Below are 16,213 nucleotides of genomic sequence, written 5' to 3' on the forward strand. Positions count from 1 at the left end.
GTAAAAGTATTAAGAAAAAACTGTTTAAGGGAAATAATTCTCTCCAATTTGTGTGATTTTTAACGCAAAAGGCGCTAAGTGTTTATATTAATTTTATGTTTTTGTCCACAAGGGCGTTTTACTTAGCTATAGACCGATTTGTACCCTGGTTGAATACACTTATTCGAACCATTAAGATTTTTGAAGAAGTGAAGAATTATTAAGGTAATAGCTGAAGTTATCATTAAAGAGAATACCTTATTCATCATTGATGAATTAACTTTCCTTACAATCTTTATTCTTCTTAACGGTTTAAAAATCCGCACTCATTACTCATTACTCATTACTCATTACTCATCATTCTAGGCTCAGCGTAATATTCGTATGTGATTCTATAATTTCAATCAGGATTTTAAAAAGGGTTTGCCCTTTTCCTTCAGTTAATTCGTCTAATTTCTGCTGAATTAATTCTATATTAAATGGTTTTCCCTGTCTGATTTTATTTTCATAGAATTCACAGGTAGCCTTAAAACCTAAGTCTTCTTTTGACTTCTGTGATTCTTTCCAGATGATTTCAATTTCTTCTTTGTTTTCGAATATTCCGAAACCTCCGTAAAGAATATCATCAAATCCATCTAATGTTCCTACTTTCCAGTCTGTATCTTTCATCAGAACACTGGAAACTTCTTCGTAGAAACCTCCTAAAGACGAAAAATGACCGCCATGGATGACGATCATTTTTCTTGTATTGTTATTTGAAGTATTCAACACCGTTTTTGAATATATTGTGATAATTCGCGGTTGGTATATTCTTCATGAGACCTTCAGCAAAACGCTCCGGGTGTCCCATTCTTCCGTAGATCTTTCCACATGGGCTGGTAACTCCTTCAATTCCGAATAATGAGTTATTAGGGTTGAATGGCATTCCGTGGGCAATATTTCCATCAAGATCAATGTATTGAGTAGCAATTTGTCCGTTTTCATACAATTTCTTGATTTCTTCTTCTGAAGCCATGAAACGTCCTTCCCCGTGAGAAATAGGAATAGTGAAAGTTTGTCCTTTCATTCCTTTTAACCAAGGGCTTTCGTCATTCACTACCTGTACTGTTACCATCTGAGAGATGTGTCTTCTGATCGCATTGTGAGCCAATGTCGGAGAGTTCTCATCCAAATCTTTGATTCTTCCGTAAGGCAGCAATCCTGATTTCACCAATGCCTGGAATCCGTTACAGATCCCGATGATCATCCCGTCTCTGTCTAATAATTCGTGTACTGCATTTTTCATTTTCTCGTTTTTCAGAACGTTTACAATGAATTTTGCAGAACCATCCGGCTCGTCACCTGCGGAGAAACCTCCTGAGAATGCCAGAATCTGAGAAGTTCTGATCTCTTCAACCCAAGCATCAATGCTTTCATCCAGTAACTGGTGGTTGATATTGATCAAAGGTAAGCTGCTTACTACAGCACCTTCTTTCTGGAATGCATTCAGCGTATCATACTCACAGTTGGTTCCCGGGAATACCGGAGCAAAAACTTTAGGCTGTGCAATTCCGTGTTTTTTAATGATAATATTTCTTGGGTGGATTGAGTTTGATTTTTCATCAATTTCAACCGTGATCTTTTCTTTTTCTACTGTTGGGAAAAGGTTCTCGAATGTATTGGTATTAGCAGATACAAGATCTACGATATTGGATTCAAGACCGTTTATTTTTACCATACCAGAATCTTTTACTTCTCCGATCAACTGAAGAGCAGTAAAGCTTAATTCTTCTTTTGCTTCAATGATTAAGCTACCGATATTTTTAGCTAATACTATATTTTCATCAGCATTAACCTCAGCACCTAATCTATTTCCGAAGCTCATTTTTGCTAAAGCTACCGCAAGACCTCCTTCTTTCACTGTTTTCACAGAAACGATTTTTCCTGCTTTGATGTTTTCGAAAATGAATTCAAAAACGTCTTTTAAAGCATTATAGTTTGGAAGTCCGCTTTCCTGAGCAATATGATTGAAGAAATACAGTTTGTTTCCTGCATTTTTCAATTCAGGAGAGATGATATTTTCCTTATCTCCGTTGGCACATGCAAAAGAAATCAGGGTTGGAGGAACATTCAGATCCTGATATGTTCCACTCATGGAATCTTTACCTCCAATGGCAGCCAGACCTAAGTTGATCTGAGCATCATAAGCTCCTAAAAGTGAAGCTAAAGGTTTACCCCATTTTTCAGGGTTCTGTCCTAATTTTTCAAAGTATTCCTGGAAGCTTAGTCTGATATTTTTATAATCACCTCCCATGGCAACAATCTTCGCCACACTTTCAACTACGGCATAAGATGATCCTAACAGTGAGTTTTGTTTTGAAATTTCAGCATCAAATCCCCAGCTTGCCAAAGAAACAGTTTTAATATCTTTTGCTCCTAAAATCGGTAGGGTCTGCACACTTCCCTCCATCAGGGTCTGCTGATATTTTCCTCCTAAAGGCATTGCCACTGTAGTAGCACCAATTGAAGAATCGAACATTTCAAGCAATCCTTTTTGGGAAGCTACGTTTTTATCTTTTAAGATGTTCAGGAAGTTTTCTGCAGTGAAAGCTTTCGTTTCTTCTTTTACGTCTTCAAGGTGAGTGATTTTCACTTCCTGAGATTTTGAACATCCGTTGGTGTCTAAGAAAGCTCTTGAAAGGTCTACAATTTTGTCTCCTTTCCAGAACATCTGCATTCTTCCGGAATCTGTCACTTTTGCCACTTCTACAGCAACAATGTTTTCAGCTTCACAGAATTTGATGAATTTTTCTTTATCCTGAGGATCTACTACCACAGCCATTCTTTCCTGAGATTCAGAAATAGCCAGTTCGGTACCGTTTAATCCTTCATATTTTAATGGTAATACATCAAGGTTTACCTCTAAAGAGTCTGCAATTTCACCAATTGCTACAGAAACACCTCCAGCTCCGAAGTCATTTGACTTTTTAATCAGCTTCGTTACTTCAGGATTTCTGAATAGTCTCTGAATTTTACGTTCTTCTACAGCATTCCCTTTCTGAACTTCAGAACTCATGGTGTGGATTGAAGTCTCGTCCTGCTCTTTTGAGCTTCCGCTTGCTCCTCCAACTCCGTCACGACCTGTTGCTCCTCCTAAAATAATGATTGAATCACCATTTTCAGGTTTTTCACGTCTTACCCAGTCTACAGGAACAGCTCCGGTAACAAAACCTACTTCCATTCTTTTCGCCTTATAACCTTCGTCATAGATTTCAGAAACCATTGTGGTAGCAAGACCAATCTGGTTACCGTAAGATGAATATCCGTTGGCTGCCTGTTTTGTAATTGTTTTCTGAGGTAATTTCCCTGGTAATGTTTTGTCAACAGATTCTAAAACGTCTGCAGCCCCTGTTAATCTCATCGCCTGGAAAACGAAAGATCTTCCGGATAATGGATCTCTGATGGCTCCTCCCAAACACGTTGATGCTCCACCAAACGGTTCAATTTCTGTAGGGTGATTGTGTGTTTCGTTTTTGAATAATAAATACCAAGGTTCTTTTTTACCATCGTATTCAGCTTCGATCTGGATGGTACATGCATTGATCTCGTCTGAAATAACAAGATTATCCAGGTTTCCAGTTTTATGGAAATATTTACCGCATACTGTTGCCAGATCCATTAGGGAAATTGGCTTCAGCTCACGGCCTAAGAATTTTCTTTTTTCGATATAGTCATTGAAGATCGTTTCCAATGTGTGTTTGAACTGACCTTCAAACTGAATGTCTGACAATTCTGTTTCAAATGTAGTGTGACGACAGTGGTCGCTCCAATAGGTGTCTAATACTTTTAATTCTGTTTCCGTAGGATTTCTCTCTTCGGTCTTGAAATATTCCTGAATGAATTTCAGGTCATCCAATCCTAATGCAAAACCATGATTGTTATAGAAACTTTCAAGTTCAGCGTCATTGAAATTGATGAAATTTTCGTGGATAATCACTTTTGATGGGGTTTCATCTGCAGGAATATCCAGAATAGATAAGTCTTTTTCCTGAGATTCCACTTTGTTGATCAAAAGGTCTTTGATTTTAACCAGATCAGCTTCAGAAACTCCTTCAAATTCAATTAATTTTCCACTTCTTACTTTTGATTTTTCATTTTCTGTCAGTAAAGCGATACACTGCTGCGCAGAGTCTGCTCTCTGATCATACTGGCCAGGCAAAAATTCCATTCCGAAATGAATTGTTTTTGCAGGGTTTTCTGTATGCAAAATATCAGTAACAGGGTCTACGAAAGTGTTGTTCACCACTTTTTCAAATTCTCCTTCATTCAGATTGAAAATATCATATACATTGTATACTTTCACGCTTTGAACTGCCGGAACAACCGCTTTTACTTCATCAAAAATTTTTGGACTTTCAACATCGAAAATTCCTCTTTTTTCTACGAAAATTCTTTTGTTATTAGACATTAGATGTCAGATTTTTAATATTAGATTTATTTTTCTTTTTACTTTTTCTGAATTTAAAGTTTCCGTCTTTAAATTCATCTGTATTGGAAATTTTGGGAAAGATTTCTCTCTAACCATTATTCCGTACAAATTTAAAGGAATAAGTCGTATTTTCTTTAAATTTGACCTATGGAATTTCCAAATTTATTTTATTTGTTTATAAATTTATTCGGATTGTCCTTATGTTCTTTCTGAAAGTCTTCTGCATTTTTTATTTCTTCTTTCAGCCAGTTTTCAAAAGGAACTTTCTTTTCATTAAAATCCTCAATGGCATAAAATGTTTTACCATTTTCTGAGACCAGGAATTTGAAACGGTAAAGCATATCCAAATCTTTCTTCTTGTGATTATAGGTATTCACCTGATAATAGGGAAAGTTTTCTTTTGGTCTTTCTACAATTTCAAAAAACAGATTCTTTTCCTTTTCAGACAGTTTATTGTAAAAGTTCACATAATAAAGATCTGAAAGCTTTTTCTTCTGTTTTTCAAAGAACTGAAGGATATTCTTCTCTTTTTCATTGTATTGAAACGGATTCGGGTAGTATTTCCCGTCTATTTCAACATCCTGTTCTGTTGGTTTTGCCAATGGCTGAATGGTTTGTCCTTTGACATTCATTACTCCCCATTTTCCACCTACAACAGATCTGTGCTCGTCATTTGTTTTTTCCCAGTCGCAGCCGTCACAAAAGGTGGCGTATCCGTAATTAAAAGAAAATGCAAAGTCATGCTCAGCTTCAATAATTGTCTTTCCGTTACGGTCTGCAAATCCTACTTTTCCATTTTTAACCAATCTTCTCAGTCCTTCAGAGAAGTAATCTGCTCCGTTGTCATAAAGGAATGGCTGATACAGGAATTTCCCTTTTCTGTCGTACACATATCCCCATGCATTTTTTTCTGACTTTTCACCTTCTTTACTACCATCAAAAAGAATAGTTTCTCCTTCGACAGGATCTCCATCTTTAAGAAATGAAAAGATTTTGAACTGTGCAGGAACAATTATTTTTCCAGCTTTATCTTTTACTCCCACTAAAGAATCTTTGGATTTGAAATAATGTAAATCTTCTTTAGTCTGAGAAAAAGAAATGATTGGTGTCAGTATGATGGTTAAAAGTATTTTTTTCATTGAATTGGAAGTGGTTTCAAGGCTTAATTTACTCGTCTTTGGTGAGATCTGTTTTCTTACGCGAATTTACAATAATATAATACTTATTAGCAACATTATAGTCTACAGAATTGTTTAGCTTCCACTTCTGATAACCTTCATAATCAAACTGATGATTTTCTGGTGGACTTAATAAATAGTTATACTGCTCCATTAAATATTCGTCTATAAAGCCATCATTTCGAAGTTTTGTGAAGAACGAAATCAACTTATCTACAGTGAAATTACCTTCCTTAATTGATGTGGAACTTTTTTTCGTCTTATAATCTATAAAACCATTAATTCCCGCAATGTGAAAATCTAAAAGGACTCCAGGGATTCCTGAAGCTCTTTCATATTTATCAATATTCTCATATATCCATTTCATCTTATTTGTAGCACTACTCATGGTGATTCTTAATAATACTGTGTCACGAGCAGCAACAGGTGCATAAATAATGTTCGAATATCTTGTTAAAGGATTATTTTGTACAATTTTTGCTGGTTGTAGATTCTTTAAAAATTCATCATGCATTTTATCCAGAACTAAAGTATCATTCCCTTTCTGGCTTATTTCTGAAATAAAAACCCAAAAACCTGCATCATAAACCCTTACATTAATCAGTCTGTTAAGATGGTTAAAATAGCTACTGATTCCGTGAAGCTTGAACTTTCCTTCTTTAAAGGTTACCCCTTTATTTACTTTTCCACTTTCTTTAGGAGTATATTTTCTTTCAGTTAAATCTTTATAATAATGATTTAAAAGTCTTTCCTCATCAAGAAAAGCCGGAATAATTTTGAATTTAAATAATGCATCGTTACTCTTATTTTCATATTCTGCAGCAAAAATGCTGTCATTTTTAGAGTTTGTAAACAATGCCGTTCTGGAGAAGTCACCCAAGCTAACAGGAGCGGTCATCCCTGAAACTATATGGCTAAAATCGGCATCGGATCTGATTTTTTTATTCGGTTTTAAATCCTGAGAAAATATCATCACAGGAAATAAAAGCAAAATAAAAAACAGGTAAATCTTCATACGAATTAAATAAAATATGCAGCCCAAAAGACTGCATATTGTTTTATACTTTAAGATCTGCTTCCAATCCTATTAAGTCTTTGTTTTGGTCTATAATCGGCTGTACTTCATTTTTGATGAATTCCTCCGTCTGGATTGGCGCGAAACCAATAAAGTTTTTAGGATCTAAAACTTCTTTCAGTTTTGATTTGTCTAGTTTTAAAGAATCATCGTTTAAGATTCTCTCGATAAGGTCGTTTTCTTTTCCTTCTTCTTTCACTTTCTTGGAAGCTTCCATAGAGTGAACTCTGATTACCTCATGGATTTCCTGACGGTCACCACCTGCTTTTACTTCTTCCATGATGATGTATTCTGTCGCCATGAAAGGAAGTTCTTCCATAATATGTTTGTTGATTCTGTTTGGATACACAACGATTCCGTTCATGATGTTGTTCCAGATTAATAGAATAGCATCAACAGCTAAAAACGCCTGAGGAATTGTTAATCTCTTGTTTGCAGAGTCATCTAATGTTCTTTCAAACCATTGTGTAGAAGCTACCATTGCAGAACTTGTTGTCAAAGACATTACATATTTTGCCAACGCTCCGATTCTTTCGCTTCTCATTGGGTTACGTTTGTATGCCATTGCCGAAGAACCGATCTGGTTTTTCTCAAATGGTTCTTCAATTTCCTTAAGGTTTTGAAGTAGACGTAAATCGTTTGTGAACTTGTGTGCAGATTGTGCAATATTTCCTAATAAAGCGACAACTTTCGCATCAATTTTTCTATCGTAAGTCTGTCCGGAAACTCCGAAAACTTTTTCGAAACCGAATCTTTTTGAAAGTTCTTTATCTAAGTGTTTTACTTTAGAATAATCACCGTTGAACAATTCAAGGAAACTGGCAGCAGTTCCTGTAGTTCCTTTTACGCCTCTGAAACGAAGTGTTTCTAGGAAGAAATCTAATTCTTCAATGTCAAGAACCAAACTCTGTAACCAAAGTGTTGCTCTTTTCCCAACTGTTGTCAACTGAGCCGGCTGGAAGTGTGTGAATCCTAAAGTAGGAAGATCTTTATACTGAATCGCAAAATCCGAAAGATTCTTCATCACGTTCACCAACTTTTTCTTTAGGATTAAAAGTCCGTCACGGATTTGAATTAAGTCTGTATTGTCTCCTACAAAAGCTGAAGTAGCTCCCAGGTGGATAATTCCTTTTGCTGAAGGCGCCACATCACCATATGCGTGAACGTGAGCCATTACATCATGACGGAATTTTTTTTCGTACTCTGCTGCTTTTACGTAATCGATATTTTCAGCATTAGCTTTCAATTCTGCAATCTGCTCATCTGTGATATCAAGTCCAAGGTCTTTTTCAATTTCAGCAAGAGCTATCCAAAGCTTTCTCCAATTCTGGAATTTGTTATTGTGTGAGAAGTTAAATAACATTTCTTCACTGGAGTAGCGTTCTTCCAATGGATTTTTGTAGGAATTCATTCGTTCTTTTACTTTTTAGATGTACAAAAATACGGTTTTTCAGTGAGAGATGAAAATCCTGCTTTTATGATTTTCATTCATGATTTATACTTATACTTTTGCCTTGAAGCAAAAGTATGCAAAAGTTCAAGACGGGAATCATCCGCTAAAAATTTAAATGTACTCCTAAAATTTCCAAACTCGCATGGATCATCCGGTTCTGCTTCGGTTCTGAGTAAGTCCCATGCTCAGACAGTGGAAATTTTTTAATGGATTACATTGAAATTTTCTTAACGCTCCTGATTCCTAAGTTGATTACTGAGAGCACATAAAAAAGCTATCCCATTTCTGAGACAGCATGTTTTTTACTATTTTTAATTAATTAATCGATAATAAGTCCGCATTGTGACCCTACTGGAATACATTTTCTTTCCAATGAGCACCAGAAGTATCCTGCCAGACACATCGGAATACCTCCCTGAACAGTTTTCAATTCTCTTTTTGAAAGTTTTCTTAGATTTTTCATGATAACATTTTTTGATTTTTTTCCTACTCTATATGCTTTTCGGATTACGCTTTAATTTGGTAATACAATATACATTTTTTTCAGTAATCCTGCTCCATTTTTAGCATAGCTTAATCTCGTATTTCCAAGGTGGTCTGTATAATTGTATACATACTTTCCAGTCTCGTAATTAAAATATCCTTCTGAGGTTGGGAAGAATTTCAATACTGAATCTGTATACTGGAAACCATCTAGATAATCGGTTGTCTCTGTTCCGAAAACCTTTCTTACTTTCACTCCGTCTGCTCTGTAAATATAATTGGTTATTTTAGCATTTTGGGTAATCTTGCCGGGTAAATTTAGATAATTCTATTGAATGGAAATATAATTAATAGAACCTTATTTATAAACAACCCTTGCCGTATTTGCAAGGGTTGTTATTTATCCTACCTTGAAAACCAGAGGGTAAGTTTATTTAAAAGCTCAAAGTCTGGAGACTTTGCGCAGTGGGGGCTTTATCTGCCATACAATAAAATCGGTAGCAGGATATTATTTTCTCATTAATATTTGAGAATCACTTAAAAATATTATTTTTTTGTAAGGTAGATTTCTGCTCTAGCTCTTTGTTTTGTCATTTTTCCATTAACAATTCTAAATAGAATAGGGCTTTTCATCATCATTCTATCTCTGTCAATCTTAAATATATAATAAGTTGTATTAAGTGTATCTAAATTTTTAAATTTGTATGTTCCAACTGTTTTATATTTGTCTGCTATTGCTTTATTTTCAAGATTAAACACACCCTGCTCACTAACGGTCACGATTTCATTAACTGCAATTTTATTGGAAGTTCTTCGGTTATCATCAAAATAAACCACATTGGTTAATTCCCATTTACCAAAGGCTTCTATCTGTCGTTCTTCTGACAAATTTACTCCTTCATTTCCTGCTCTATAAACTACAGAATTAGTAATCTGATCATTTTTAATAGTTTCATTTTTTTTACAACAGAATAATGATAGAAGAGCAAAAAAACTAATAACTATTTTTTTGTTGCTGTATTGTTTTAACATCGATTGCTTCATATTTTTTTTGTCCAAATTGTATTTTAGATTGATCTTGTTGTCGGTATAAAGTAGCTCCTTGTAAGCTTCCATAAGCTCTCCCAAATCCTTTATTATAATTCATAATTTCTTGTAATGAACCTTTTGCTGGCGAAGAATCAAAACCAAAATAACTACTCCAAACAACACCACCATTTTTTTTGCCAGTTGCTTCTATCATATGACCATCCCATAACAATATATCTCCAACTTTAAAATTTTTACCTGCTGCTTGAGATGACTTATAACCAGAATCTAATAAGAATCCTCTTATATTTTCTATGCTGTCATCTACAAAAAAATATCCATTAGTTAAAACATATCCATAACAATTTGTAACATTTTGGGTATTTTCATTTAAGAAGTTAGTTCTATTCCAGGGCATCCATCCATACTCTTTATCCCATTGTCCAGCAGTTTGCTTAACATTTAACGTAGCGTTACCGTTTACAGATTTTAAAGTTCCTACTCTCGCTCTTACATTTGCTTGATAAAATTCGACAGTATCTTCAAAATTCCAGTTATTAATAAAACCTGACCAACTAACACCTCCCCAAGAACCTTTTGGACCTGGCCCTGAATCACTTGCAGCATTTCCATTTCCATCAGAAAAATTTCCATTTCCATCATTTGTCCAAGTAGTATTATTTCCCGATTTATTCCACAACTCATCCATAAAAGATTGAGATAATCTTCCATCGGGGTCAATATGACTAATAGGATTATTTAAAACGTAATTATATGGTGACCATCTTCTAGAAACTTCAGCCAACGGATCTATCACTCCCCATCTGCCCAGATCCGGCATGTAAAATCTTGCTCCATAATCATACATTCCCGTCTCCTGCAGCTCCTTACCGTTGTACTTATAATTCTTATAACTACCAGATCCAAAGAACGCATTTCCAGTCTTCAGATGATTCATCCCAAATGGGTAATAGTCGTTTGCATCTGTAATTTCAAGAGCGCCTGCGCTGTTTCTTCCATAAGAAACTCTGACATTTCCCAAATGATCTTTGTACTGGTAAATATACTGATCTTTATCATAATTATAAAAGAGGCTGTCTCAAAAGAGATAGCCTCTTCTTATTTATAAACTTATATTATCATTTTTCTTTCCCCATTTTTGATATAATTGAAAATCATTCATTTGCCTTAGCCTGTAACTTGGTGCATGAGAAATTTCTTTTTGAGATTTAACATTAAAAACTGAAAATCCTTTTTCAAAAACGTCACTTCTTATGTTAAAATTCTTTTCAATTACTGACATACAAGGTAACCCGATAGAATCATTCGGCGGAATAGAAATAGGGGTTAATGCTTCAAAGTTTATCTTAAATGTATCCTTTTCATAAACATGTCTATAGTTTGCTTGAACATCTTTAAGAGAAACTTTAAGAGTATCATTTGTAGGGTTTCCAAATAGTAAAAAAGTTTCTACATTTTTAATATTTATACTATCCTTTGTATAATCACATATCAAATTTTGGAAAGAAGAAACAGCATTTTTATCCTTGGATATAGATTTTTTACAAGATATAAATAAAGCTACTAACAATATTATATAAATATGTAACTTATTTTTGTTTATATTTCTCATAATAGAATTTATCATTGCCATAATTTTTTTTCATTAATTGTTGAAATTGAGGTGTAGTTTTCTTAAAAATAGGAGAAGCCATTTGATGCTCATAAACCTTGACATGTTCTTTTGCTAAATCAAGTGTAGATATATTAACATTGTCAGGATTTACTGTTAAGTGACTTACTTTTCCTCCTTCATGACTCAGTGCAGATATCATATTGTATTTATCATTATATAATTCACTCACTTCTCCATTACCAACCATAAGCGAAACTGTTTTAGAACCTTTATTTGCCTGCATTAGAGCATCTGGATTATATTCACCTCCATTATAACTGGAAACTTTTCCTACCATTTTACCCGCATCAAAATGATAATCAGCAACCCCAACAGAAGTACTATTACCTTTGAGGTTATCTAAATCTATACCTGCATCTTTAGTGTAGTGATTTGCAATATTTGCTAAAACAAATGCATTGTCCTTATTAAATTTATAATCTTTTAATTCTGTCGATAGCCATGGAGCAGTATTCAAACTTCCAGTAATCGGATTTTGAAAATCAATGACAATATTATTTGTCTTTTTATTATCTGTGTATAAAAATTTTCCGAATTGATTAAAGTGATCATCAACTGGTTCTCTACCGTCAGGATCTGTATAACGTATAGGATTATCAAACGCGTAAGCATACGGCGACCAGCTCGGCATTTTTTCCGCAAGCGGGTCAACAACGCCCCATCTTCCTAAATCCGGCATATACATTCTCGCCCCATAATCATACATTCCGGTCTCCTGCAGTTCCTTACCATTATACTTATAGCTCTTACAGCCTACTATAAAGAGAGAGACTACCTCAAAGGCAGTCTCTTAATTTGTTATATAATTTTACTCTTCGTAGTCCTTTGAAAACTTTACTCCTTTTCTCATAAGCAATTCTTTTATTTCTTTTGATTTTCGATATGGAGATGTTATGCGAATAATTTCATTTTTAGAATTAAAGATAATATGCCAATTTTTAACATTGTAATCTATTAGATCTTTTGCTAAATTGAAATTTTCGTATTTAGTTTCTTTAAAAGAGTTTTTTAAAATATTTGATTTTTTAAATGATTCATCTATAATTAATTTATAACCATCTATTTGATAGACTTTAGAGTATTTTACATCTTGCAATAACATTGGATTTACAAAAGTAACATCCACCCAATAGCTATTTTCATAATATTTACTTGTATTAGCTCCAATTAATAATATGTTTTCCTCTTTATTTAGACTCTTTACTGAATTTCTATATTCAATATATGTTTTAACTATATCTTGATATAAGTTATTTTTCCTTTGGCTGTAAAAATTATTTTTACAGCTACAAAGAATTATAAGGCACATTAGTAAAAAAAATCTTTTCATATTTTTATTTTTTTGTTCTACCTGTATATACAGACACTTCGTTACTATATCTAAAATAACCTACATTAGGCGTATATTGATATGAATCTTTAATATTACTATCATATTTTATACGATCACCCGTAGGTAGTGATAATTCACTTACCCATGTTCCATTTCTAAGAAAAGAAGTAAATCCTGAAGGACCTGGTTCTGAACCTGGTATATGAGAGTGAACTCTTTCTTGAATTGTTGCCATATTTATAAAATGAGAAGAACTTGATCCTGGTAGGCTTACATTAACATAACCAATTGTCTTAGTTATACTAGAACTCGAATTAGCTGTATGATTTGTAGTTATAATATTTGTATTAAAACCATCTGAAAAACCTAATCTATCCTGTCCAAATTCGACTTTTGTATTACTAGCAGCAAATTCAAAAAACTGGGTTGCAACATCATAATTTTGAATTTGCAAATATGTATATCTAGATGATCCTGCTTCTCCATCATGACCTTGTGTTACAATGTTTTCTGTCATAGCATCTCCTATCTGCGAATCTCCAGTTGGATTTGATTCTGATACATTTGTACGGGCAATCTGGATAGACTTAGACTCATCTTCGTTTGTAATAGTATCATAAGCATTATTATCTTTTGTTCTCTCTATATTACCATTGTTAAATATTTTAATTTTATCCTCAGCCTGTCTACCATCGGGGTCAATAAATCTAATTGGATTATTCAAAGCATAATTGTATGGAGAAAATCTTCTCGAAGTTTCAGCTAAAGGGTCGATTACTCCCCACCGTCCAATATCCGCCATGTACATCCTCGCTCCATAATCATACATCCCAGTCTCTTGCAGTTCCTTGCCGTTGTACTTGTATTGATAAGCATTCTGGGTAGTCACAGTATAATTATGCAGTAATCCAAAAGGATAATAGTTATTCACTTCTACAATTTCTCCCGGTTTCCATTCTCCAAGGCAACCAAATTTAGGCGAACATGTTGATGTATTATATCTCCTTGGCTGGATAATACCATCTCCATTTGTATCGGTATAACTTAATCTTACATTTCCCAGATGATCTGTAAAATTGTAAACATACTTGTTGAGAAGCGCATCATAATATCCTTCAGAAGTAGGAATGATTCTCAATTTCAATTCTGGAATCTCATTAGGATCAGGAATAAAAGTTCCTTCTCCATCCCATGATTCTCTTAAAAATGTAGTTTTATACTGAAAGCCATCCAGATAATGGGTCTCCAGCTCTCCAAAAAGCTTCTTTACTTTTACCCCGTCTGCTCTGTAAAGATAGCTTGTCAATTTTGAGTTTTGGGTAATCTTATCTGGTAAATTTAAATAATTATATTCAATAGAGGAAATCCCTTTATCCAAATGTTTGGTCATGTTTCCATTCCCGCTGAGATTGCCATTATCATACTCAATAGGATTAGGAACTGTAATGGAAGGATAACCAGATGGATTCTGCTGTTCATCGGTTACTTTTATCAGCCTGTTTCCGGAGTAATCATATTTAAGATTATCTATACTCATTGCCACAGTGCTTCCCGGAAGAATACCTTCGGATCTTTTAAGCCGTGTAATATTTCCGTTAAGATCATATTCCAGTTTTTCAAAATACTCTTTAGCTGCTTCTGCTCCGGCTTTCTGGTAGAACCCTGCTGACAATCTGTTTAAACTATCATAAACATATCCATATCTTTTCAACGGCTCATTATCTTCTGTTAAGGTTTTCCATGATACCTCAGCAATATTTCCGTTATATTTTGGTTTTACCTTTAAATCAGAAAAATCTGAGTTAGGCATTTCCAATCCTTCTACCTGATTATAATTGATCTGATAACCAAACAGATCGCTCCCTAAGTTGGCAGGATCATTGATCTTTGTCATCCAACCCCGGATATTGTATTGATAATCTATGGTCTGTAATGGTGATGCGGCAGCTGTTCCTCCTACTTTCTTAGATTCCAGCTGGGAAATTTCATTGTACTTATTCTGGGCCAGATATTCAACAGGGTTGCTGCCCACCTGATGGGTGTGGGTCAGAAGCCTGTTCTGAGGATCATAGGTGAATTTTTCTACAATGAGTTTTTCAGGATCTGAACCCAGTCTTCTATGGTAGGTATTGGTCTGAAGAACAACTCCAGTATAGTCAAGTTTATTATTGACCACAGTATATCCTCCTAAATGGTTGTTGCTTCTTGAACCGATGTTTCTTCCTTTGGTATCATACCAGATAAAGTTCCTTGTCCACTGATCATCTTCTATATTTTTGATATAGGAGGCGGTAAGGAGTCCTTTGGTAGTTTGTTCATTAGCCGGATTGTCCGTAAGAAGAGGCTGGGCAAACACATTGGTAACTGAAGATGAACCCGGAGGATAAGTATCATAATAATTGACACTTAGTATCTGGCTAACACTGGAAGGAGTGGAAAGTTTGGTATAATATACAGCCATACCATTTAAGGTAAATCCGGCTGCAGCGATCCTGGTTTCATATAAAACGGTATTGACATTGGCACTGTTTTGTATCGATGCCCTGCTGGCAGTATTATTGGTGATTCCGGTGTAGATGGTTCTTCCAAACTGGTCATACTTAGTAAAGAGCCATTGTCCTTTTCCTTTAAGCTCGGTATCCTGAGTCAAAATAAGCTGATCAGCTTTATTATAAACCATATATTCCCAGCCTTTTCCAGGAAGCTTTTTTTCTACCAAACGGTTTCTTACATCATATTTATACTGATAGCATAAATCATTCAGTACGGTATTAGGATCTGCTTCTAAAGAGGCTTTGGGAGGAATTACATATGCCAATTGATTATAATCATTGTAAACATAATAGGTGTCTGCACTTTCTGTGGCACTGATTACTTTTCTAACCAAAACAACTTGTCCCTGCCCATTTTTAAATTCTATGGTTGGGTTTTCGTCTTCATCAGTGACTGTATTTTTATACAGCTGACCTATTCCGTAAGAGCCGGATAAGGTGAGTTGGGAAGTAAAAGTGGTATAGTTAAAAGTGGCGGTATATTTTTTAACCTCGCCATCGGCATTGGCATCGTATCCAAATTGTACGGGTTTGTTATCCCAGGCAGTTCCCACTTGTTTTTGTCCTATAATACGGTCTAATGGTGAATTTTCCAGGATCTTTTCTGAATAGATTTTCTCTGTTCCATAAGGGGTACTACTTACATTGGCTAATGGGTCGGTAATAATACCACCGTTTAATGTTGCTCCCTGAGGAACAGGAAGGTAGTCCTGAACCTGTCTTCCAAACTGATCGTATTTAATGGGGACAACTACATCTTTTCCCAATGGAGAGGCTTTGACATTGACAATTTGTTTGGGTCTCCCCAATCCGTCAAAATACTGAACGGTTTCTGAACTTTTAACATTAGCAAGTGTAGGATCTGATAAATATGTCTTTGAATAGACATAATTTTCTGTATTGGTAAGCTGTGCGTGGGTAGTTCCTATTATGAGGATTCCTATGGGAATTAATATCTTTTTCATCA

The 16,213-nt window shown here is 34.8% G+C and carries 12 protein-coding genes and 1 pseudogene; all 13 read right to left on the bottom strand.

What is annotated here, in order from left to right; genetic code table 11:
- Positions 1-336: 336 nt before the first annotated feature.
- The gene (locus REB14_RS02950) at positions 337-750 is read right to left on the bottom strand and encodes a barstar family protein (RefSeq protein ID WP_309521455.1); all 414 of its coding nucleotides are present in this window, start codon (positions 748-750) and stop codon (positions 337-339) included.
- Positions 731-4,426 (bottom strand): phosphoribosylformylglycinamidine synthase, encoded by a 3,696-nt coding sequence (locus REB14_RS02955; protein ID WP_309521456.1) that lies wholly within the window; start codon positions 4,424-4,426, stop codon positions 731-733. Before REB14_RS02955 ends, REB14_RS02950 begins: the two co-directional genes overlap by 20 nt.
- Before the next feature lie 188 nt (positions 4,427-4,614).
- Entirely contained in the window at positions 4,615-5,586 is a 972-nt protein-coding gene (locus REB14_RS02960; RefSeq protein ID WP_309521457.1) for a WG repeat-containing protein, read from the bottom strand.
- Between the two features lie 28 nt (positions 5,587-5,614).
- Positions 5,615-6,640, bottom strand: a complete 1,026-nt coding sequence (locus REB14_RS02965) for a hypothetical protein (RefSeq protein ID WP_309521458.1) — start codon at positions 6,638-6,640, stop codon at positions 5,615-5,617.
- 43 nt (positions 6,641-6,683) lie between these two features.
- Entirely contained in the window at positions 6,684-8,111 is a 1,428-nt protein-coding gene (gene purB / locus REB14_RS02970) for an adenylosuccinate lyase (RefSeq protein WP_076597264.1), read from the bottom strand.
- 361 nt (positions 8,112-8,472) lie between these two features.
- The gene (locus REB14_RS02975; protein WP_309521459.1) at positions 8,473-8,616 is read right to left on the bottom strand and encodes a bacteriocin-like protein; all 144 of its coding nucleotides are present in this window, start codon (positions 8,614-8,616) and stop codon (positions 8,473-8,475) included.
- Between the two features lie 51 nt (positions 8,617-8,667).
- Entirely contained in the window at positions 8,668-8,892 is a 225-nt protein-coding gene (locus REB14_RS02980; protein ID WP_309521460.1) for a hypothetical protein, read from the bottom strand.
- A 290-nt stretch (positions 8,893-9,182) separates the two neighbouring features.
- Positions 9,183-9,668 carry a hypothetical protein gene (locus REB14_RS02985; protein ID WP_309521461.1) on the bottom strand — a complete coding sequence of 162 codons (486 nt, stop codon included), beginning with the start codon at positions 9,666-9,668 and terminating at the stop codon, positions 9,183-9,185.
- Positions 9,631-10,707 (bottom strand): RHS repeat-associated core domain-containing protein, encoded by a 1,077-nt coding sequence (locus tag REB14_RS02990; RefSeq protein WP_309521462.1) that lies wholly within the window; start codon positions 10,705-10,707, stop codon positions 9,631-9,633. Before REB14_RS02990 ends, REB14_RS02985 begins: the two co-directional genes overlap by 38 nt.
- A gap of 81 nt (positions 10,708-10,788) precedes the next feature.
- Entirely contained in the window at positions 10,789-11,298 is a 510-nt protein-coding gene (locus REB14_RS02995; protein WP_309521463.1) for a hypothetical protein, read from the bottom strand.
- Positions 11,276-12,103: pseudogene (locus REB14_RS03000) on the bottom strand (RHS repeat-associated core domain-containing protein); the annotation flags it as partial. The pseudogene REB14_RS03000 and the gene REB14_RS02995, both read right to left, overlap by 23 nt.
- A 66-nt stretch (positions 12,104-12,169) precedes the next feature.
- Positions 12,170-12,691, bottom strand: a complete 522-nt coding sequence (locus REB14_RS03005; RefSeq protein WP_309521464.1) for a hypothetical protein — start codon at positions 12,689-12,691, stop codon at positions 12,170-12,172.
- 4 nt (positions 12,692-12,695) lie between these two features.
- Positions 12,696-16,211, bottom strand: coding sequence for a DUF6443 domain-containing protein (locus REB14_RS03010; protein WP_309521465.1), 3,516 nt, complete (start codon positions 16,209-16,211; stop codon positions 12,696-12,698).
- Between the last annotated feature and the right edge of the window lie 2 nt (positions 16,212-16,213).

This window comes from Chryseobacterium metallicongregator, from assembly GCF_031324065.1.
Classification (GTDB): domain Bacteria; phylum Bacteroidota; class Bacteroidia; order Flavobacteriales; family Weeksellaceae; genus Chryseobacterium; species Chryseobacterium metallicongregator.